This is a genomic window from Alloyangia pacifica (assembly GCF_900116195.1).
Taxonomy (GTDB): Bacteria; Pseudomonadota; Alphaproteobacteria; order Rhodobacterales; family Rhodobacteraceae; genus Salipiger; species Salipiger pacificus.
Genome location: NZ_FOZW01000008.1, coordinates 18,356 through 37,335, shown reverse-complemented (window position 1 = coordinate 37,335; position 18,980 = coordinate 18,356). Strand labels below are relative to the sequence as shown.

Here is an 18,980-nt window from a genome sequence, read left to right as displayed (position 1 = left end):
CTCGGCTCACCGTGCCGGCAGGCTGCCGGTGGCGAGCTCCATGATCTCCTCGGTGATCGCATCCTGTCGCAGCCGCCGCGCCTGTCCGACCAGCGCGTCGAGCGAGCCGGTGACATTGTCATGCGCGGCGATCATCGCGCGCATCCGGGCCTCGTTCTCTGCGGCGAAGGAGAGCATCAGCGCTTCGCTGATCTCCGCGAAGATATATTCCTCCACCAGCCGCGAGAGCAACTCATCCGGGGGCAGGGTGATCCGCGGGGCCAGCGACGTTTCGGGCCGCGGAAAGCGGGAGTAGTCGAAAGGCACCAGCCGCTTTTGAACCACGTCGTGGCCCTCTGTGCCGCCGGGCGCGGCATGCAGCACCGAGACCGAGGTTGCGCGCCCGTCCGAGACGCGTTCGAAGACCACCTCGGCGATGAGCCCGGCAAGATGCGGCATGCGCGCGGGATGGGCGATCATCGGGGCGGTCCAGCTCGGCGCGATGCCGTAGTCGGGCGCGACCAGCAGGCCTCGGTCGCCGATCAACAGCACGTCGGTCGGGCCCTGCGCCGCGTGCTGCGCGGCCTGCGCCGCCTCCAGGACCCGGGCCGAGAAACTGCCGGCAAAGCCCTGTTCGGCGCAGAGCACGATGAAGAGCGCGCTGCCGGAGGCGGGCGTTGGCAAGGATGCGCGGTCAGGGTCGCTGAAGCTCAGCGCGTGGCCGATGGCCTCGCCGATGGTCCCCGCATAGAGGCGGATCGCGCCGATGTGGCCGTGGGCGTCCTGCAGGCGCGAGGCGGCGATGCCGCGCATCGCGGCGATCACCGCCGAGAGCTTGTGCACGGTGCCGATGCGTGCCTCGACGTCGGAAAGCGTGCCGCTCATCCTGCCGTCTCCGCTCCGCCCAGCTCGCACACCAGCGCGGCCACGACCTCCACCAATGCCCCGCGCTGCGCGTCGGTCAGCGCGCCGCCCGCCTCCACTTCGGCTTTCGCCTTTGCCGCGGTCGCGTCGATCCGTGCCGGAAGCTGCCTGCGCAGCTCGGCGAGCCGCTCCGGGCCGAGGCCGTCGAGCGTGCCCTCGGCCAACGCGGCCAGCAGCGCCACCTGATCGACCAGCCGCAGCCCGGCGTAGCGGGGCTGCGCCAGCAGCGCGCGGATGCTCTCGCCGCGGGCGATCTGCGCCGTCACGCGGGTGCTGGAAATGCCGCCGAAACGGGTGAACATCTCCAGCTCCTGAAACTGCGCGTAGTCCAGCCGCACCCGCCCCGAGACCGCGCGCAGCGCCGGGGCCTGTGCCTTGCCGCCGACCCGGCTGACCGAGAGTCCGACGTCCACCGCCGGCCGCTGGTTCGCGGCGAAGAGGTGCGAGTCCAGCACGATCTGCCCGTCGGTTATCGAAATGAGGTTGGTCGGGATATAGGCCGAGAGGTTGCCCGCGTCGGTCTCGGCGATGGGCAGGGCGGTGATCGAGCCGCCCACCTCGCGCGGCAGCTTCGCGGCGCGCTCCAGCAGCCGGGCATGCAGGTAGAAGATGTCGCCCGGGTAGGCCTCGCGGCCCGGCGGCTCGCGGGTGAGCAGGGCCAGTTCGCGGTGGGTGGCGGCGTGGCGGGTCAGGTCGTCGATGACGATCAGCACATCATGCCCGGCGTCGCGGAAATGCTCGGCCATGCTCATCCCGGCGAAGGGCGCGATCCATTGCAGGCCGGGCGCGCTGCCGGCGTTGCCGACGACGAAGACGCAGCGCTCGGGCGCGCCGTGCTCGCGCACCGCGGCGACAACCCGCTCCACCGCCGTCGCGCGCTGCCCGACGGCGACGTAGATGCAGATGACGTCGGTATGTTTCTGGGTGACGATGGCCTCGACCGCGAGGGCTGTCTTGCCGGTGGCGCGGTCACCGACGATCAGCTCGCGCTGCCCCCGTCCGAGCGCGAAGAGGCTGTCGAGCACCAGCACGCCGGTCATCATCGGCTCCGACACCAGCGCGCGGTCGATGATCCCGGGGGCGGGGCGTTCGATGGGCAGGGTTTCCGACGTGTCCAGTGCCGGGCCGTCGTCGATCGGGCGGCCCAGCGGGTCGACGATCCGCCCGAGTAGCGCGTCGCCGACGGGCACGCGGACGATGTCGCCGGTGTCGGTGACCTTGGCCCCGGCCTCGATCCCGGTAACATCGTCAAAGAGCACCGCGTCGATTTCTGTCGCGTCCAATGTCTGCGCGAAGCCAGCCTGCCCGCCCTCGAAGCGCAGCAGCGCGCCCAGTGGCGCATCCGGCAGGCCCGAGATCCGGGCGATGCCGTCGGAGACCGAGATCACCCGGCCGATGGGCTCCGCCTCGGGCGCGAGGTCTGCCCGGGCGATCGCGGCGCGGCTCCGGCGGAGCCAGTCGGCGGAGGGGGCGTCGTCAGTCATGCCTCAGCAGCTCCTGCCGGATGCGGTCGAGATCGGCGCGGAAATGGTTGCGCACCACGGCGTGCGGGGCGTCGAGCTCGAGCCCGGCGATGAGCGAGGGGTCGGCGGTGACGGTAAGCTCGATTTCGCGACCCAGAACCCCGGCGAGGCGGGACTTCAGCAGCGCCGTCTCTTCGGCGCTCAGCTCTTGCGCCGCGCGCACCGGCACGGGTGCTTCGGAAGCCAGACCATCGCGGGTCTGCTCGGGCAGCTCGGCCACCGCCTGCGCCAGCCCGTCGATGAACCCGGCGGTGCGCGTGGCCTTGGGCAGGCGTTCGAGCAGCCGCCCGGCGATATCGACGGCCAAATCCGCCGCCTCGTTCTGCAGTGCACGCTGCGCCTCGGCGTGGCGGCGCTGCGCCTCGGCCTGCGCCTCCGTGCGGAGCTTCGCGACTTCCTTGCGGGCCTCCTCCAGCATCTGCCGTTTCGCGCTTTCAGCCTCGGTTTGCGCACCGAAGAGCAGCTCGCCACGCCGCGCCGCGACCGCCGCGTCGCGCGCCTGCGCCTCGACCAGCGCGGCTTCGGCCTCGGCCCGTGCAGCGCGGGCGTGGGACAGCTCGTCCGTCGCCGCCGCCTGCCGTTGCGCGATGATCTCGGAGACCGGGCGGAACAGGAAATGCGACAGGATCCACAGCAGGACGAGGACGTTGACCGTCTGCAGCCCCAATGTCCACCAGTCGAAACTCATGGCCGGGCGCGCCTCAGACGAAGGGGTTGGCGAAGAGCAGCAGCAACGCGATCACCAGCGTGTAGATCGCCATGGTCTCGATCATCGCGAGGCCGACGAAGAGCGTGCGGCTGAGCGTGCCCGCTGCCTCTGGCTGGCGGGCGATGGCATCCATGGCGGCGGCCACGGCGCGGCCCTCGGCCAGCGCCGGGCCGATGGCGCCGAAGGACACGGCGAGCGCGGCGGCGAGGATGCTGACGATCTCGACGAGATTTGCGGTCATGGGCGGGTCTCCTTTGCGGCAGAGGATACGGAATTGGCCGGGGTCTGCTCACCGACGGCGGCGCCGATGAAGACGGTGGCGAGCACGGCGAAGATGTAGGCCTGCACGGCGCCGGTCAGCAGGTCGAGCGCCATCAGCGGGATCGGCACCAGAAGCCCGGCGAGCGACAGCACGATGGCGATGATGAAGACGCCGCTCATCACGTTGCCGAAGAGGCGCACGATGAGCGAGAAGGTGCGGGTGATCTGCTCGACGAGGTTGAGCGGGATCATAACCCACGACGGTTCCGCGAAGGTGGCGAGATAGCCCCTCAGCCCCTGCGCCGCGATGCCGTACCAGACGGTGGCGGCAAAGACGATCAGCGCCAGCGCGGCGTCGGTTTCCAGCCGCGCAGTGGGCGGCTCGACGCCGGGCACCAGCGAGGACCAGTTGGCCACCAGCACGAAGAGGAAGATCGTGCCGATCAGTGCGCGGAAGCGCGCGGGATCGCGCTGCATCGTGTCGCGCACCTGCGCGTCGATGGTGGTGACGAGGAGCTCAAGCACCGTTTGCAGCTTGCCGGGCGTCAGCGACAGGCGGCGGGTGGCGAGCCATGTTCCGAGCGCCAGCAGCAGGAGGATCGCCCAGGTCACCAGCACCGGCTCGGTGATCGGGACGGGCCCGAGGTGGAAGAGCGGATCGAGAGTAAGCGGGCTGTCCATCACGGTGCCTTCCGGACCTGCCGCAGCACCAGCTGCCGCGCCAGCAGCAGACCCAGTGTGCCCGCCAGAAGCGGCAGCGCCCCGAGCAACGCCAGTCCCACCAACACCCCGGCCAGCAGCGCGAGGCGACCGAGTTGCAGCGCGAGGGCGCGCCAAGGCGGGCCGCCGTCGATATAGAGGCCGGTGACCCGCCGAAGGCTGGCGAAATGCAGCAGTCCCAGCGCAAAGCCGAAACAGAGGGCGAGAACTGCGAGCGGGTAGGGTGCAAGAAGAGGCGTCATTGCTTGTGCATCCATTTCCAGGCGGCATGAAAACCGATTGCGGCACCGATCATGATTGCCGGCGCGGTGAAGAACACCCCGGTGCCGAAGGCGCGGTCGGCCATGCGCCCAAGCACCACCCCGAGCAGCGTCGGCACCACCACGGCCCAGCCGAGGATGCCGATCTGCCCGAGCCGCGCACCGAGCGAGGGCTCCGGGGTTTCCTGCCCAAGTTGCTCTCGTGCCGACGAGCGGCGGGCGGCCTCGGCGATGTGATTGCGCTCTTCGTCGGTCATGGCGCCTCCCCGCCCGGTGGGCGTTGCGCAAAGGGGGCGGCACCCGGCCCGGCGGGGCGTCCGGGGCGCAGGTACTGCATCAGCTGGCGCACGGCGCTGGCGTGCAGGCGCATCTGCTCGACCCGCTCGCGCCGGTCGGCATCGGCCTCGGCAGCGCGCAGGGTCTCGACCTCAGCCTCGAGCGCGTGCAGGTCGTCGCCCAGTACCCCCTCGCGGCAGGCGATGGCTACCTTGGAGCCATTCTCCACCGTCAGAAGCCCGCTGCGCAGGGCACAGAAGTGCAGCGCCCCCTCTGCCGTCCGCCAACGCAGCACCGAAGCTGGCAGTACGGTCATGAACTCCGTGTGTCCGGGCAGGATGCCGAAGGATCCGCTGCGGTCTTCGGCGCGCACCGAAGCGACGCCGGTCTCGTCGACCAGCACGCTCATCGGCGTGGTGACGGTGAGATGGAGCCCGCTCATGCCGCGTCCCTTCCGGCCTGTTTCTCGCGCGCCTCGTCGAGCGTGCCGACCATGTAGAGCGCCGCCTCGTCCCAGTCGTCGCACGCCCCGGCGAGGATCGCCTTGCAGCCCTTGATTGTCTCCTCGATCGGCACCGAGCGGCCGGGGATGCCGGTGAAGGCCTCGGTCACGGTGAAGGGCTGGGTGAGGAAGCGTTGCAACCGCCGGGCGCGCTCGACGATCTGCCGGTCCTCGCGGCCAAGCTCCTCCATGCCGAGCAGCGAGATCACGTCCTGAAGGCCGCGGTAGTGCTCGATGGCGCGGCGCACCTCGTTGGCCACGCGCACGTGCTCCTCGCCCAAGATCAGCGGGTCGAGCAGGATCGAGGAGGAGGCGACGGGATCGATTGCCGGGTACATGCCGTCGGCGGCCATGGCGCGCGACAGCACCACCATGCTGTCGACGTGCGATGCGATGGTGGTCACCGCGGGATCGGTGAAATCGTCGGCGGGGACGTAGACCGCCTCGACCGCCGTCACCGAGGCACCGCCAGTGGAGGCGATGCGCTCCTGCAGCTCGGCCACCTCGGTGCCCAGCGTCGGCTGGTAGCCGACGCGCGAGGGCAGGCGGCCCAGGAGCCCCGAGACTTCGGCCCCGGCCTGGACGAAGCGGAAGACGTTGTCCATCAGCAGCAGCACGTTGCGCTGCGCCTCGTCACGGAAATGCTCGGCGATGGTCAGCGCGGTCAGCGGCACCCGCCAGCGCGCGCCCGGCGGTTCGTTCATCTGGCCGTAGACCAGAACCGTCCGGTCCAGCACGCCTGCATTGGTCATCTCCATCAGCAGCTCGTGCCCCTCGCGCGAGCGTTCGCCGACACCGGAGAACACCGAGATGCCCTCGTAGCTGGCGACCATCGCGTGGATCAGCTCCATCACCAGAACGGTCTTGCCGACCCCGGCACCGCCGAACATCGCCGCCTTGCTGCCCTGCGCCAGCGGGGTCAGCAGGTCGAAGACCTTGATGCCGGTGTGGAACATCTCGGAGGCACCGGCGCGTGCGCGGAAAGGCGGAGCCGGGCGGTGGATCGGGCTGCGCGGCACGTCCGGCGGCAGGTCGCCCTTGCCGTCGCCGATGCCGCCGGTGACGTCGAGCAGGCGGCCCAGCACCGCCTCGCCCACCGGCACTTCGACTGGCCCGCCGATCGGCTCTGCCCGCGCGCCGCGGCGCAGCCCGACCGTGTCCTGCAGCGCGATGCCGCGCAGGGTGGCGGCGTCGAGATGCGCCTGCACTTCGATCATCACGTCGGCACCGTCGGGGCGACGGATCCGCAGCGCCTCGTCGATCTTCGGCAGGGCCATGCCGTCGAAGCGCACGTCCACCACGGCGCCGCGAATGGCGACGACCTCTCCTGCGGTGTCGATGGTCTCGGGTTTCATGCGCGGTCTTTCATGCGCGGTCCTCGAAGGGGGTTCGTGCCCAAGCTTAAGAGATTCGCCGTCCACCACCTTGCGCCGTGTCAAATTCCCCGTGCTGACAGCGCCTTGCCGCCGGAATTTCGATCAACTTGCCTTGAGCATTGCGACGGGATCGCGGCCAGTCGCGGCGTTCACGCCCCATCCCGGCGCTTCAGGAGCGCGTGTGCGGGGTTCGCCGGTCTTTCCAGCGGCGCCCCGGCTGCGGCATACTTCCCGCGGGAGGACCCTGCCATGATCGAGATTCACGACACCGGGGAGCACGGCATCCTCGAGCTGAAGATGACGCCGCCGGTCACCGACGCCGACTACCGCGAGACGCTGATGCCCGCGCTTGACGCGGCACTGACCAAGGGCGACCGGCTGCGGCTGCTGGCCATTGTCGAGGCGCGGCCCTCGGAGTTCACTCTCGGCGCGATGGTCCAGGACGCGCGCGCGGGGCTCAAGCACTGGCGCGGCTTCGACCGCATCGCGCTGGTGACGGACGACAAGATCGTCCGGACGGCGGTCGGGGGGTTTTCGGTCTTCATGCCGTGCCCCGTCGCCACCTTCGAGATGAAAGAGGCCGACGCGGCCCGGCGCTGGCTACGCGAGAGCCTCGGCACGATCCAGCAGGAGGATCTCGGCGGCGGCATGCTGGAGGTGCGGCTGCGCGGCAAGGTGGACGGCGCCGCCTATGATGCGGCCATCGGCGATCTCGACAGTTTCTTTGCGGCGCACGAGCAGGTGCGGCTGCTCATCGACCTGCGCGATTTCGACGGCTGGCAGGGGCTGGATGCGCTGCGCGACCACTTCTACCTCGTGCGGGGCCACGCCAAGCGGGTGCAGCGGGCCGCCATCGTCGGCGACGCCGGCTGGCAGGACATGGCGGTGCAGGTGGGCAAGCGCGCCTTCGGCCTCGATGCAAAGTACTTCGCCGCCGCCGACATGGCCAAGGCGAAGACGTGGCTGGCGGGCTGAGCGCCGCCGGGGCCCGTTCCGCTACCGCCCGAGCCGACCCTGCACCCGGATCTTGACCTCTTCCGGCTCCTCGCCGAGCGCGCGCATCAGCGCGACCAGATCGCCGCGGGTGCCATGCAGCTGGTCGATCAGCTGCATCACCAGCGCCAGCGCCTCGTCGTTCAGCTCGAAGTCGTCGCAGAGATCGCAGAGCAACTCCATCCGGGCGATGTCAACCTGCCGGTAGACGGTCTGGCCGTGGGCCTCGGCGGGGGTGATGACCTCGGTGCGCAGGAAGCGGGTGAGCCGCGCCTGGTCGAGGCGCCCGACGGTCGCAAGCACCTCCTGCTCGGAATAGAAGACAGGCGTCATGCTCGGGTCCTCCCGCCCTTGCGTGGGTCATAGGCGTGGGTCTTGCCCCAGCGTTCCATGAAAGCTGCGAGCTCGTCGTCCACCTCCTTCGGCATCACGATCTGCAACTCGATGCGCTGGTCGCCGGCAGGCCGCCCCGCCGCTTTGACGCCGCGGCCGCGCAGGCGCAGGGTCTGTCCGCTGCTGGCACCCCTCGGGATCGTCACCTTGACGGGCCCGGCGATCGTCGGTGCCTCGACCTTGGCCCCGAGCACCGCCTCGTAGAGGGTGATCGGCAGAGAGATCGCGATGTCGTCGCCCTCGCGGCGGAACACCGGGTGCGGCGTGATCGAGAGCGTCACATAGGCATCGCCCGGCGCGCCGCCGCCATGGCCCGGCCCGCCCTTGCCGCGCAGGCGCAGGGTGGTGCCGTCGGCGACGCCCTTGGGGATCTTCACCTCGAGATTGCCGCCGCCGGGCAGGGTGATGCGCAGGCTGCCGCCGTTGGCCGCATCGAGGAATGGCACCTCCAGCGCGTATTGCGCGTCCGCCCCGCGTGACCGAAAACTGTAGCTTCCCCGCCCTTGCTCCCGCCCTTGCTCCTGGCCGTGCCCGCCAGCCTGCCGCCGCAGGAACTCGGCGAAGATGTCCTCGGCGTCACCGAAGCCCTCGTAGCGCGGCCCGCGACGGTACGGGTTGTCCTGCTGCTCGGCAAAATCGCGGTAGAAGGTGCGGTCCTGCGGGCGCTCCTGCCCGCTCGCGTCGATCTCGCCGCGGTCGAAGCGGGCGCGCTTCTCGGGGTCCTTGAGCAGCTCGAAGGCCGCCCCCGCGGCCTTGAACCGCGCTTCGGCGGCACCGTCGCCGGGATGCAGGTCGGGATGGCTCTGCTTCGCGATCCTGCGGTAGGCCTTCTTGATCTCGTCGGCGCTGGCGGTCTTGTCCACGCCGAGCACCTCGTAGGGATTGTCGCTCATCGCCGCTCCACCGGTGAGTCCGCCTGGCCCGAGTAGAGCGCCTCTGGGCCTGGGCCGCAACCGCCAGCTTTCTGGCACGCCATTGATCCCGATCATGGTGCGGCGCGCACGGCGGGCGCATCCTGCGGCGGTGAAAAGCGGGGTTCACGCGCGGGCTGGGAGGGCTTGCGACGTGGCGTGGTGCCGCCCGGCTGGGTCGAGCCACGGGCGGAACAAGGGAGGACGGCAGATGGACGCTCAAGCGCAGGGCAGCGGAGCCATGCTGACATGGTTCGAGGACCTCACGCGGGACAACGTGCCCGAGGTGGGCGGCAAGAATGCCTCTCTCGGCGAGATGGTCGCCCGGCTGGGTCGCGAGGGGATCCGCGTGCCGCCGGGCTTTGCCACGACCGCCGGTGCCTACCGCAGCTACATCAGCGCGAACGGGCTGGATGCCGTGCTCGCCGATGCGCTTGGGCAGCTTGCCGACGGTCGGCTGACGCTGGCCGAGGCGGGGCAGCGGATCCGCGCGGCGGTGGCCGCTGGCCGCTGGCCGGACGACATCGAGAGTGCGATCCGCACGGCCTATCGCGACCTCGGCGCGCGGGTCGGCGAGACCGAGCCTGCCGTGGCTGTGCGCTCTTCTGCCACCGCCGAAGACCTGCCCGACGCCAGCTTTGCGGGCCAGCAGGAGACCTTTCTCAACATCCGCGGCGAGGCGGCGCTGCTCTCGGCCTGCCGCCGCTGCTATGCCTCGTTGTTCACCGACCGGGCGATCACCTACCGGCAGATCAAGGGCTTCGATCACCTCGCCGTGGCGCTCTCGGTGGGGGTGCAGCTGATGGTGCGCTCGGACGAGGGCGGCTCGGGGGTGATGTTCTCGCTCGACACCGAAAGCGGCTTCGACAGGCTGGTGCTGATCAACGCCGCCTGGGGGCTGGGCGAGAATGTGGTGCAGGGGGCGGTGAGCCCCGACGAGTATCAGGTCTACAAGCCCTTCCTCGACGATGAGGCCCGCGTGCCGATCCTGCACAAGGCGCTGGGGGCCAAGGAGATCAAGATGATCTACGGCGCGGGGACAGGCACCGGCGAGGCCGCGCCGACCCGCAACGTGCCGACCTCGAAGGCCGAGCGCGAGAGCTTCGTGCTGTCGGATGCGGAGATCCTCGAGCTGTCGCGCATGGCGGTGACCATCGAGCGCCACTATGGCCAGCCGATGGACATGGAATGGGCGCGCGACGGCCATGACGGGCCGCTCTACATCGTGCAGGCGCGGCCCGAGACGGTGCAGTCCCGCAGCGAGAGCCACGCCTTCCGCAGCTATCGGCTGGGCGAGACCGGCCCCGTGCTGCTCAAGGGGCTCAGCGTCGGCAGTGCAGTGGCCACGGGCGAGGTCTGCCTGATCGAGAGCGCCGCCGACATCGGCCGCTTCCGCGACGGCGCGGTGCTTGTCACCTCGACCACCGATCCCGACTGGGTGCCGATCATGAAGCGCGCCGCGGCCATCGTCACCGACCACGGCGGTCGCACCTCGCACGCGGCGATCATCAGCCGCGAGCTGGGCGTGCCGGCCATCGTCGGCACCGGGCAGGCGACGCACCTGCTGCACGACGGCCAGGCAATCACCGTCTCCTGCGCCGGGGGTGACGAGGGGGTGATCTACGCTGGCGAGGCGGAATTCGAGGTCGAGGAGACACGGCTCGACGAGATCCCGCCGACCCGCACCAAGGTGATGCTCAACATGGCCAACCCGGCGGCGGCGACGCGCTGGTGGCGGCTGCCGGCGGACGGGGTCGGGCTGGCGCGGATGGAGTTCGTGATCTCCAACGAGGTAAAGGTGCACCCGTTGGCGCTGACCCGCTACGACAGCCTGCCCGAGGGGCCCGACCGCGATGCCGTCGACCAGCTGACGCGCGGCTATGCCGAGCGGACCGAGTATTTCGTCGAGACGCTGGCGCGCGGCCTCTCGCGCATTGCCGCCACCTGGTATCCGAACCCGGCGATCATCCGGATGAGCGACTTCAAGACCAACGAATACGCCGGGCTGCTGGGGGGCGCGGCCTTCGAGCCGCAGGAGGAGAACCCGATGATCGGCTTCCGCGGTGCGTCGCGCTACTACTCCGACGCCTATCGCGACGGCTTTGCGCTGGAGTGCCGCGCCATCCGCCGCCTGCGCGAGACCATAGGCTTTCGCAACGCGGTGGTGATGATCCCCTTCTGCCGCACGGTGGGCGAGGCGGACAAGGTGCTTGAGGTGATGGCCGAGAACGGGCTGCGGCGCGGCGAGGACGGGCTCGAGGTCTACGTGATGTGCGAGATCCCGGCCAACGTGATCGAGGCCGAGGCCTTCGCCGAACGCTTCGACGGCTTCTCCATCGGCTCCAACGATCTCACGCAGCTGACGCTCGGGGTCGACCGCGACTCCGAGGCGTTGGCGAGCCTCTTCTCGGAGCGCGACCCGGCGGTGCTATGGATGATCGAGACGGTGATCGCCAAGGCCCGCAAGGCGGGGCGCAAGATCGGCCTCTGCGGGCAGGCGCCCAGCAACCACCCCGACTTCGCCCGGCTGCTGGTGCGCGCGGGGATCGACAGTATCTCGGTCACGCCGGACAGCTTCCTGGAGGTGAAGCGCAACGTGGCCGAGGCCGAGAAGGACCTCTGAGCGCGCGCCTAGCTGCCGATCAGCAGCAGCTCTGCGGTGATGCAGATCCGGTTGGCGTGCGGGCGCAGCACCCCGGTCATCGGCGCGCCGTCAAAGCCGACGGAGGCAACGTTGAGGATCGCGGTGTCGCCGGTCAGCCGCCCGGCGCGCAGCAGCACCTCGGTCGCGTAGCTTTCCAGCCGGCCGTGCTCGAAGGTCGTGTTGACGAGGCTGCCGATGCCCTCGATCCGCGCCGTCCCGAGCGGCGCGCCCGCCTGCGCCAGCAGCACGTGGGGATCCTCGTTGGGGCGCAGGGTGCAGAGCAGCGCAGGTTGACCGCCCCCGGCATCCTCCATCGTCACCGGAGCAAAGAGATCGAAGCCCGTCTCCGGGTCCGGTGTCACTGCCAGCGCCGCGCCGCTGAGGCCCCAGCCGTGAACCACCACCTCCTGCGAAAGCGTCGAGTCCGGGGCCAGCAGGTGCCCCATCCGCTGCTGCCCGTCCGGACCGGCCCAGAGCCCATGGCAATGCAGGAAGGGCGCGCCGTTCTTCATGCCCAGATGCAGGCCGGCCTCGGCGAGCGTGGCGTGCCCGAGCACATGCGTTTCGCTGTACCAGGCCGCGCGCCCGTCTCCCGGGGCGGGCGCGGGGATGACATAGGACAGCCGGTCGAAAGCCACGCCCGACAGCCGCAGGTATCCCGCCGAGAAGCCGGCCTCGGCGAAGCCCTGTACCACCGCCCGCTCGAAGCACATGCCCGCCGCCAGCCGCACCTCCAGCGGATGCGCGCGGCAGGGCAGGGCGGTGAAGCGGTCCCCGGCCCGGGGGCCGGGGTGGCCAAGTTGCGTCGGCGCGTTCATTGCGCCGAGGCTTTCCGGGGTTCGGGTGCGGGCAAGTCCCCGCGCGCGATCAGCTCCTCGCGGATCATCTTCTTGGTGATCTTGCCGTAGGCGCTCTTGGGCATCTCCTCCCAGAACACCACGTGACGCGGCTGCTTGTAGCGGGCGATCTTCGGTCCCAGCCACTCCAGCAGGGCCTCGGGGGCGACGCCCGCGCCGCGCGCCACGCAGACCGCGACGCCGATCTCGCCCCAGACCGGATCGGGCATGCCGAGCACGGCAACCTCCGAGACCTCGGGATGCAGCAGGATCTTCTCCTCGATCTCGCGCGGGTAGATGTTCGAGCCGCCCGAGATGTACATGTCCGAGGCGCGGCCCGTCAGGTAGACGAAGCCTTCGGCGTCCATATGCCCCAGATCGCCGGTCAGGAACCAGCCGTTCCGGAAGCTCTTGGCGTTGGCCTCGGGGTTGTCGAAGTAGCCAGCAAAGACGGCGGGACCGATGACGGCGATCTCACCAGTCTCTCCCGGCGCGACCTCGCGGCCTTCGGCGTCCTGGATCTGCACCTGCATGCCGGTGCGGGCAAAGCCGCAGGAGCCGATCCGCATTTCAGCATCGTCGATCGCGTGATGCGCGGGCGGCAGCACGGTGATATTGCCGGTGACCTCGCCGAGACCGAAGTACTGCACCAGTTTCGGCCCGAGCACTTCCAGCGCGCGCACCTGGTCGGCGCGGTACATCGGCGCTCCGGCGTAGATCATGTAGCGCAGCGAGGAATGGTCGTGGGCCTGCACCGAGGGGTGCTCGACCAGCAGCTTGACGATGGTCGGCACGGTGAAGAGGTTGGTCACCTTCCACTTCGCCACCAGCCCCCAGATCTCGTCGGGGTCGAACTTCGCGCCGCTTGGCAGGATTGTCTTCACCCCATGCGCCACCTGCGCCAGCTGGTGGATGCCAGCGCCATGCGAGAGCGGCGCGACGACGATCGAGGCATCTTCGGGCCCGGTCCCGGGCATCAGGTCGCAGAGATGGTTGGTGACGACGAAGGCCATCTGGCCATGGGTCAGCACCGCCGCCTTGGGCCGCCCGGTGGTGCCGGAGGTGAAGAAGAACCAGCAGGGATCGTCGCGCTGTACCTCGGCCTGCGGCGGGCGCTGTCCGAGGTGATCGGCGACCAGCGTCTCATAGTCCTCGCCCAGACCTTCACCAATGCCGATGGTAAAGCCAAGGCCCTCGCAGGCCGCCGCATGCTCGGGGAAGGCGGCTTCGCAGAGCATCCCCTTCGCCTGCGAGCTTTGTGCGAGAAAAGCGATATCCTCGGGCGATTGGCGGAAGTTGGCGGGCACCCAGACCGCGCCGATGCGCCAGCAGGCGAACATGGCCTCGAACATCTGGTTGTTGTTCGCCGATTGCACCAGAAGCCGGTCGCCCTTCTTCAGGCCGAACTTGCCGGAAAGCGCCGCGGCGAAGGCCGCCGAGCGCGCCTCCATCTCGGCCCAGGTCCAGGTCTGCGCGCCCCAGACGAAGCCGATGTCGCCGGGGTGGCGGCGGGCGCTCTCGGTCAGGAAGTTGGCGAGGTTCATCACCCGTGTCGAGACGGGGGGCAGGCCTCCAGAGAGGTCGACGGTCATTTCACCCGCTCCAGGATCGACACGTAGTTGGTCACCGCCGCGCCGCCCATGTTGAAGACGCCGGCGATCTCGGCGCCGGGGATCTGCATCTCGCCCGCGTCGCCAGCCAGTTGCATCGCTGCCATGACGTGCAGCGACACGCCGGTGGCGCCGATGGGGTGGCCCTTGGATTTCAGCCCGCCCGAGGCGTTGACCGGCAGCTTTCCGTCCTTGGCGGTGATCCCCTCGCGGATCACCCGCCCGCCTTCGCCGCGCTCTGCAAGGCCCATTGCCTCGTATTCCAGCATCTCGGCGATGGTGAAACAGTCGTGGGTTTCGACCAGCGACAGATCGTCGAGCGTCAGCCCCGACGTCTCGAAGGCCTGCGCCCAAGCCCGGCGGGCCCCTGCAAACTCCAGCACGTCACGGCGCGACAGGGCCATGATCTCGTTGACGTGGCTGCGGGCGCGGAAGGCGATGGCGCGCTGCATCTCGGCCGCAGTCTCCGCATCGGCAAGCACCAGCACCGCCGCCCCGTCCGAGACCAGCGAGCAGTCGGTGCGGCGCAGCGGCCCGGCGACAATGGGGTTCTTGTCCGAGACCGTGTTGCAGAAGGCGGTGCCGAAGTCCTTGCGCATATGCGCCAGCGGGTTGGCCATGCCGTTCGAGTGGTTCTTGGCGGCGATCATCGCCAGCTCTTCGCTCTTGTCGCCATAGCGCTGGAAGTAGCTGCCGGCGATCTGCCCGAAGAGCCCGGCGAAACCGCCGCTGATGCCCGCCTCTTCCTTGCAGTAGCTGGCGCCAAGCAGGATGTCTCCGACCTCGGGCGTGGGGGTGGCGGTCATCTTCTCGGCGCCCACCACCAGCGCAATGCGGCCGCGCCCGGCGGCGATGAAATCCATCGCGCCATGCAACGCCGCCGATCCGGTGGCGCAGGCGTTCTCGTAGCGCGTGGCGGGGGTGTGGGCGAAGCGCTCATCGCCCATGGCGACCAGCGCGCCCTGGAAATCCTGCTGCGAAAAGCCGTTGTTGAACACGCCGGTGAAGATGCCGTCGACATCCTCGGGGGTGATCCCGGCGTGCTCCAGCGCCTCGGCCACGGCGGCGGCCATCAGGCTCTCGGTGTCGGGGTGCTCGGACTTGCCAAACGGGGTATGGCCCCAACCGACGATCTGTGGGTCTCGCATCATGTCCTCCTCAAATGCGGGTGCGCGCGGCGTAGAGCTGCGCGAGCGTGTGTTCTATCTCCTGCGCCGCCGCCCTGAGCTGCGCCACGAGTTCCTCCCTGCGCGGCTGCTGCATGCGGCTTTCGATCGCGGCGAGCGACAGCGCGCCGGCCAATGCGCCATCCGGGCGGCGCAGCGCGACGCCCATGCCCCAGGAGTCGGGAAACACCAGTCCGGGATTCAGCGCGTAGCCATTGGCCCGGGTCTCGGTAACGCGGGTGCGAATCTGCTCGGGTGGCAGGCCGGGGTAGTCTTCTTCCAACCGGTCGGCGTTGGCGGCGAGGGCGGCCTCGACCTCGGCATCGGGCAGGGCGGCAAGCATCGCCAGCGAGCCCGCGCCGACGCCCAAAGGGTGCAGCCGCCCGGTCATTAGCGCGTAAGTGCGGATCGGGTAGGTGCCTTCCTCGCGGTGCAGGCAGAGCGACGAGAAGCCGCGCCGGACCGACAGGAAGGCGGCATCCCCGGTCTCCTGCGCCAGCCGCGCGAGCGTTTCGAAGGAGAGCTCCAGCAGCCCGTGCCGATGCGCCGCGAAAGTCCCGAGAATGTAGGATTCTTCGCCTAGGAAGTAACGCCGGTTCTCCTCGTTCTGCTCGACCATACCGTTTCGGATCAGCGCCAGCATCAGGCGGCGGACGGTGGGTTTGTTGAGACCGGACTCGGCGACCAGCTCGCCGAGGCTCGCGCCCTCGAGCGGGCGCCGCCCGACCATGCCGAGCAGGGCCAGGGCGCGGTCGACGCTCTGGCTGCCCGCAAGGGCACCGCTTTCTGCCTTCCGTTGTTCCATAATATGGACCATGTTTCGGTCCGCCTCCTCCCCGAGACTTCGCAAAGTTGCCCTGCAATATTTTGTTTCTTTCGCAATATTGCAAGTTCTTCTTGTCCGTGGCAATGAAACTGTTCCATGATGTGGATCGCGACGCGGAGCAGGGAGGCTGCGCGGGGCGAGGGCGACGACCGCCCGAAGACTCTGGGAGGACAGAATGACTTTCGCGAAACTGGGCACCACCGCCCTGGCAACCGTGCTTGCGGGCGCGATGATGGTCGGCGCGGCTGCCGCCGAGACCCTGCGCCTGTCGCACAACACCGGGGACACCACCACCTGGCAGAAGGGCGCCGACAAGTTCGCCGAGCTGCTCTCCGAGGCGACCGGCGGTGACCTGACCGTGCGCGTCTTCCCCAACGCCCAGCTCGCCGGCGGCGACCAGATGCGCCAGGCCGAGATGGTCGGCCGCGGCGCGCTCGATCTCGTGGTGACCTCGGCGATCAACGTGACCCCGCTGGTGCCGGAGATGGCGGCCTTCTCGCTGCCCTATCTCTATGCCGATTACGCTCAGGTCGATGCCACCACGCAGGGCGCGCCGGGTGAACAGCTGGCCGCGATCCTCGCCGAGAAGGGCATCATCGTGCTGGCCTGGGGCGAGAATGGCTTCCGCGAGGTGACCAACAACACCCGTCCGGTGAAGACCCCCGAGGACATGAAGGGCCTCAACATGCGGGTCGCCGGCCCGATGTACATCGACGTGATGAACGCGCTCGGCGCCAACCCGCAGCAGATGCAGTGGGGCGAGACGATGACCGCGCTGCAGCAGGGCGTGGTCGACGGCCAGGAGAACCCGATCGGCGCGGTGATCATCCCGCAGCAGGTCTACGAAGTGCAGAAGTACCTGACGACCTGGCACTATTCATACGACCCGATCTTCATCGGCATCAGTCAGAAGAAATGGGACAGCTACGATGCCGAGACGCAGGACAAGCTGAAGACCGCCGCGACCGATGCCATGACCTACCAGCGCGAGATCAGCCGCGAGGCGACCGCCACCGGCATCGACTTCCTGCGTGAGAAGGGCATGGAGGTCTACGAGCCCTCCGCCGAGGAGCTGGCCGCCTTCAAGGACGCCACCAAGCCCGCCTTCGACGAATGGGCGGCCAAGGTCGGCCCCGAGCTGGTGCAGAGCTTCCAGACTGCCATCGACGGCGCGAAGTAACCCCCGCAAACGGCGTGTCCCCGCGGGGACACGCCTGTCGTCCTGACCCACGCCTGCTGATCCAAGGGAGGGGCAATGGCCTTCATCCTGCGCGAGGCCGAGAAGATCATCTGCGCGGTGCTCTTCCTGGCCATGACCTTTCTCGGCTTTGCCAACGTGGTGGTGCGTTACGGCACACATTACTCGCTGGCCGCCACCGAGGAGCTGCTGACCAACGGCTTCCTGCTGCTGACCATCTTCGGCGCCGCCATCGCGGCGCGGCGTGGCGAGCACCTTGCCGTGGGTCTGGTGCATGACATGCTGCCGCGCCCGGCGCGGCGGGTGGTCTTCGCGCTCTCGGTGCTGGCCTCGGCGCTGCTGCTGGTGCTCTCGGCGTATTACTCCTGGCAGGCGATGACCAACATGATGGGCAACGGCATGCGGTCCTACGGGCTGCAGATCCCCGCATGGTATTATCAGGCCGCCGTGCCCTTCGGCTTCGCGCTGGTGCTCATTCGCTACCTGCAGCACGCCTGGGTGGTCTGGCGCACCGGCGAGGATGACGAGGTGATCCCCGATGTTTGACCTCTTCCCCGGCCTGCCGGCGGGCACCGAGATGGTGATCCTGTTCTTCATCCTGCTGGCGCTGCGCGTGCCGGTGGCCTTCTCGCTCGGACTTTCGGCGATCTACGCCATGTGGCAGATCGGCTTTGGCCTCGAGCTGGCGGGTGATCTCATCGCCACCGGCATTACCAAGTTCTCGCTGCTCGCCATCCCGTTCTTCATCCTCGCGGGCACCCTCATGGGCTCGCTCGGTATCGCCGAGCGGATGATCCGCTTCTTCCGCGTGCTGATCGGAGCGACCCCCGGCGGCATGGGTGTTGTGGGCACAACCGTCTGCCTGTTCTGGGGCGCGGTGAGCGGCTCCGGTCCCGCCTCGGTCGCCGCCATCGGCCCGATGATCATCAAGGGCATGGAAGAAGATGGCTATCCCAAGGCCTATGCCGCGGGCCTCGTCTGCACCGGCGCGGCGCTGTCGATCGTCATCCCGCCGTCGATCGGGCTGGTGATCTATGGGGTGATCGCCGAGACCTCGATCTCGCATCTCTTCCTTGCCGCCATCCTGCCGGGGCTCTTCATGGGAGGGATGATGCTGCTGACGCTGCCCTTCGCCAAGCCGAAGGCCGGGCACGCGGCCTCGCTGGAAAAGCTGAGCCCCATGCCGCATGCGGACAAGAGCTATGGCCAGCGTCTCTGGCTGTCGTTCAAGGAAAGCTTCTGGGGCCTGATGACCCCCGTCGTCATTCTCGGGGGGATCTATTCGGGCATTTTCACCCCCACCGAGGCGGCGCTGGTCGCCACGGTCTACGCGCTGCTGGTCGGCGGTCTGATCTACCGGACGCTGACTCTCTCCGGGCTCTACCATTCGCTCTCGAATGCTGCCGCTTCCTCGGCCACGGTCATGCTGGTCGTTGCCTATGCCAGCCTCTTCGGCTGGGTGGTGACGGTCGAGGACCTGGTCGGCAGCTACTCGGGCGCGCTGCTCGGCCTGTCGGGCAACGAGGGCGTGATCCTGCTGGTCATCATGCTGATCCTGCTGATCGCCGGCATGTTCATGGACGCGGTGACGGTGATGTTCATCTGCCTGCCGATCTTCATGCCGGTGGTGCGCGAACTCGGTTGGGACCCGGTCTGGTTCGGCGTGCTGGTGATGGTCAATCTCGCCATCGGGCTCATCACCCCGCCGGTGGGCATCAACCTTTACGTCGCCGCCAATGTCACCCGCCTGCCGATCGAGCGCGTCGCCCGCGGCGCGCTGCCCTTCCTGCTGGTCTGCATCATCGGGCTGGCGGTGATCGGCGCCTTCCCGCAACTCTCTCTCGGCCTGCTCGGGCCCACCAACTGAGGAGTC

Annotated in this window: 20 protein-coding genes; 5 read left to right on the top strand and 15 right to left on the bottom strand. The window is 69.0% G+C overall.

What is annotated here, in order from left to right:
- Positions 1 to 6: 6 nt before the first annotated feature.
- The 9 genes from BM397_RS16925 to atpD are packed head-to-tail and all read right to left on the bottom strand — an operon-like array spanning position 7 to position 6,509.
- Positions 7 to 864 carry a F0F1 ATP synthase subunit gamma gene (locus BM397_RS16925; RefSeq protein WP_092426917.1) on the bottom strand — a complete coding sequence of 286 codons (858 nt, stop codon included), beginning with the start codon at positions 862 to 864 and terminating at the stop codon, positions 7 to 9.
- The gene (locus tag BM397_RS16920; RefSeq protein WP_092426914.1) at positions 861 to 2,387 is read right to left on the bottom strand and encodes a F0F1 ATP synthase subunit alpha; all 1,527 of its coding nucleotides are present in this window, start codon (positions 2,385 to 2,387) and stop codon (positions 861 to 863) included. The genes BM397_RS16925 and BM397_RS16920 overlap by 4 nt, the downstream gene beginning before the upstream one ends.
- Positions 2,380 to 3,114: a F0F1 ATP synthase subunit delta gene (locus BM397_RS16915; protein WP_092426911.1), complete on the bottom strand. Its 735-nt coding sequence runs from the start codon at positions 3,112 to 3,114 to the stop codon at positions 2,380 to 2,382. The genes BM397_RS16920 and BM397_RS16915 overlap by 8 nt, the downstream gene beginning before the upstream one ends.
- 13 nt (positions 3,115 to 3,127) lie before the next feature.
- Entirely contained in the window at positions 3,128 to 3,376 is a 249-nt protein-coding gene (locus tag BM397_RS16910) for a F0F1 ATP synthase subunit C (protein WP_066107200.1), read from the bottom strand.
- Positions 3,373 to 4,080: a F0F1 ATP synthase subunit A gene (locus BM397_RS16905; protein WP_092426908.1), complete on the bottom strand. Its 708-nt coding sequence runs from the start codon at positions 4,078 to 4,080 to the stop codon at positions 3,373 to 3,375. The genes BM397_RS16910 and BM397_RS16905 overlap by 4 nt, the downstream gene beginning before the upstream one ends.
- Positions 4,077 to 4,358, bottom strand: a complete 282-nt coding sequence (locus tag BM397_RS16900) for an N-ATPase subunit AtpR (RefSeq protein ID WP_176806723.1) — start codon at positions 4,356 to 4,358, stop codon at positions 4,077 to 4,079. Before BM397_RS16900 ends, BM397_RS16905 begins: the two co-directional genes overlap by 4 nt.
- Entirely contained in the window at positions 4,355 to 4,633 is a 279-nt protein-coding gene (locus BM397_RS16895) for an AtpZ/AtpI family protein (protein WP_092426902.1), read from the bottom strand. Before BM397_RS16895 ends, BM397_RS16900 begins: the two co-directional genes overlap by 4 nt.
- Positions 4,630 to 5,094, bottom strand: coding sequence for a F0F1 ATP synthase subunit epsilon (locus tag BM397_RS16890; RefSeq protein ID WP_092426899.1), 465 nt, complete (start codon positions 5,092 to 5,094; stop codon positions 4,630 to 4,632). Before BM397_RS16890 ends, BM397_RS16895 begins: the two co-directional genes overlap by 4 nt.
- A complete protein-coding gene (gene atpD / locus BM397_RS16885; protein ID WP_092426897.1) occupies positions 5,091 to 6,509 on the bottom strand; it encodes a F0F1 ATP synthase subunit beta in 1,419 nt (472 codons plus the stop codon). Before atpD ends, BM397_RS16890 begins: the two co-directional genes overlap by 4 nt.
- A 270-nt stretch (positions 6,510 to 6,779) precedes the next feature.
- On the opposite strand from atpD, the gene BM397_RS16880 reads away from it, so the two are divergent.
- Positions 6,780 to 7,505, top strand: coding sequence for a SpoIIAA family protein (locus BM397_RS16880; protein ID WP_176806721.1), 726 nt, complete (start codon positions 6,780 to 6,782; stop codon positions 7,503 to 7,505).
- A gap of 21 nt (positions 7,506 to 7,526) precedes the next feature.
- Here BM397_RS16880 and BM397_RS16875 read toward each other — a convergent pair whose 3' ends face one another.
- Both BM397_RS16875 and BM397_RS16870 read right to left on the bottom strand, forming a co-directional pair.
- The gene (locus BM397_RS16875; protein WP_092426893.1) at positions 7,527 to 7,856 is read right to left on the bottom strand and encodes a chaperone modulator CbpM; all 330 of its coding nucleotides are present in this window, start codon (positions 7,854 to 7,856) and stop codon (positions 7,527 to 7,529) included.
- Positions 7,853 to 8,809, bottom strand: coding sequence for a DnaJ C-terminal domain-containing protein (locus BM397_RS16870; protein ID WP_092426891.1), 957 nt, complete (start codon positions 8,807 to 8,809; stop codon positions 7,853 to 7,855). The genes BM397_RS16875 and BM397_RS16870 overlap by 4 nt, the downstream gene beginning before the upstream one ends.
- Positions 8,810 to 9,038: 229 nt before the next feature.
- Between BM397_RS16870 and ppsA the strand changes: the two genes are divergently transcribed.
- Positions 9,039 to 11,450 carry a phosphoenolpyruvate synthase gene (ppsA, locus tag BM397_RS16865; RefSeq protein ID WP_092426889.1) on the top strand — a complete coding sequence of 804 codons (2,412 nt, stop codon included), beginning with the start codon at positions 9,039 to 9,041 and terminating at the stop codon, positions 11,448 to 11,450.
- An 8-nt stretch (positions 11,451 to 11,458) separates the two neighbouring features.
- On the opposite strand, the gene BM397_RS16860 is transcribed toward ppsA, so the two are convergent.
- Genes BM397_RS16860 through BM397_RS16845 form a run of 4 tightly spaced genes read right to left on the bottom strand, consistent with a single transcriptional unit; the run spans position 11,459 to position 15,900 of the window.
- Complete coding sequence (locus BM397_RS16860; RefSeq protein WP_092426887.1) at positions 11,459 to 12,289, bottom strand: PPC domain-containing DNA-binding protein; 831 nt, start codon at positions 12,287 to 12,289, stop codon at positions 11,459 to 11,461.
- A complete protein-coding gene (locus BM397_RS16855) occupies positions 12,286 to 13,899 on the bottom strand; it encodes an acyl-CoA synthetase (RefSeq protein ID WP_092426886.1) in 1,614 nt (537 codons plus the stop codon). Before BM397_RS16855 ends, BM397_RS16860 begins: the two co-directional genes overlap by 4 nt.
- On the bottom strand, positions 13,896 to 15,065 hold the full coding sequence (locus BM397_RS16850; RefSeq protein ID WP_092427467.1) for an acetyl-CoA acetyltransferase: 1,170 nt from the start codon (positions 15,063 to 15,065) through the stop codon (positions 13,896 to 13,898). Before BM397_RS16850 ends, BM397_RS16855 begins: the two co-directional genes overlap by 4 nt.
- A 10-nt stretch (positions 15,066 to 15,075) precedes the next feature.
- Positions 15,076 to 15,900: an IclR family transcriptional regulator gene (locus BM397_RS16845; protein WP_092426884.1), complete on the bottom strand. Its 825-nt coding sequence runs from the start codon at positions 15,898 to 15,900 to the stop codon at positions 15,076 to 15,078.
- A 184-nt stretch (positions 15,901 to 16,084) separates the two neighbouring features.
- Between BM397_RS16845 and BM397_RS16840 the strand changes: the two genes are divergently transcribed.
- The 3 genes from BM397_RS16840 to BM397_RS16830 all read left to right on the top strand — a co-directional run bounded on the left by BM397_RS16840 (position 16,085) and on the right by BM397_RS16830 (position 18,974).
- On the top strand, positions 16,085 to 17,089 hold the full coding sequence (locus BM397_RS16840; protein WP_092426882.1) for a DctP family TRAP transporter solute-binding subunit: 1,005 nt from the start codon (positions 16,085 to 16,087) through the stop codon (positions 17,087 to 17,089).
- A 75-nt stretch (positions 17,090 to 17,164) separates the two neighbouring features.
- The gene (locus tag BM397_RS16835; protein WP_092426880.1) at positions 17,165 to 17,653 is read left to right on the top strand and encodes a TRAP transporter small permease; all 489 of its coding nucleotides are present in this window, start codon (positions 17,165 to 17,167) and stop codon (positions 17,651 to 17,653) included.
- Positions 17,646 to 18,974, top strand: coding sequence for a TRAP transporter large permease (locus BM397_RS16830; protein ID WP_092426878.1), 1,329 nt, complete (start codon positions 17,646 to 17,648; stop codon positions 18,972 to 18,974). Before BM397_RS16835 ends, BM397_RS16830 begins: the two co-directional genes overlap by 8 nt.
- Positions 18,975 to 18,980 lie beyond the last annotated feature (6 nt).

Coding starts and splice junctions, on each gene's coding strand:
- BM397_RS16925 (WP_092426917.1), bottom strand. CDS start 864: ATGAGCGGCACGCTTTCCGACGTCGAGGCACGCATCGGCACCGTGCAC.
- BM397_RS16920 (WP_092426914.1), bottom strand. CDS start 2,387: ATGACTGACGACGCCCCCTCCGCCGACTGGCTCCGCCGGAGCCGCGCC.
- BM397_RS16915 (WP_092426911.1), bottom strand. CDS start 3,114: ATGAGTTTCGACTGGTGGACATTGGGGCTGCAGACGGTCAACGTCCTC.
- BM397_RS16910 (WP_066107200.1), bottom strand. CDS start 3,376: ATGACCGCAAATCTCGTCGAGATCGTCAGCATCCTCGCCGCCGCGCTC.
- BM397_RS16900 (WP_176806723.1), bottom strand. CDS start 4,358: ATGACGCCTCTTCTTGCACCCTACCCGCTCGCAGTTCTCGCCCTCTGT.
- BM397_RS16895 (WP_092426902.1), bottom strand. CDS start 4,633: ATGACCGACGAAGAGCGCAATCACATCGCCGAGGCCGCCCGCCGCTCG.
- BM397_RS16890 (WP_092426899.1), bottom strand. CDS start 5,094: ATGAGCGGGCTCCATCTCACCGTCACCACGCCGATGAGCGTGCTGGTC.
- atpD (WP_092426897.1), bottom strand. CDS start 6,509: ATGAAACCCGAGACCATCGACACCGCAGGAGAGGTCGTCGCCATTCGC.
- BM397_RS16880 (WP_176806721.1), top strand. CDS start 6,780: ATGATCGAGATTCACGACACCGGGGAGCACGGCATCCTCGAGCTGAAG.
- BM397_RS16875 (WP_092426893.1), bottom strand. CDS start 7,856: ATGACGCCTGTCTTCTATTCCGAGCAGGAGGTGCTTGCGACCGTCGGG.
- BM397_RS16870 (WP_092426891.1), bottom strand. CDS start 8,809: ATGAGCGACAATCCCTACGAGGTGCTCGGCGTGGACAAGACCGCCAGC.
- ppsA (WP_092426889.1), top strand. CDS start 9,039: ATGGACGCTCAAGCGCAGGGCAGCGGAGCCATGCTGACATGGTTCGAG.
- BM397_RS16860 (WP_092426887.1), bottom strand. CDS start 12,289: ATGAACGCGCCGACGCAACTTGGCCACCCCGGCCCCCGGGCCGGGGAC.
- BM397_RS16855 (WP_092426886.1), bottom strand. CDS start 13,899: ATGACCGTCGACCTCTCTGGAGGCCTGCCCCCCGTCTCGACACGGGTG.
- BM397_RS16850 (WP_092427467.1), bottom strand. CDS start 15,065: ATGCGAGACCCACAGATCGTCGGTTGGGGCCATACCCCGTTTGGCAAG.
- BM397_RS16845 (WP_092426884.1), bottom strand. CDS start 15,900: ATGGTCCATATTATGGAACAACGGAAGGCAGAAAGCGGTGCCCTTGCG.
- BM397_RS16840 (WP_092426882.1), top strand. CDS start 16,085: ATGACTTTCGCGAAACTGGGCACCACCGCCCTGGCAACCGTGCTTGCG.
- BM397_RS16835 (WP_092426880.1), top strand. CDS start 17,165: ATGGCCTTCATCCTGCGCGAGGCCGAGAAGATCATCTGCGCGGTGCTC.
- BM397_RS16830 (WP_092426878.1), top strand. CDS start 17,646: ATGTTTGACCTCTTCCCCGGCCTGCCGGCGGGCACCGAGATGGTGATC.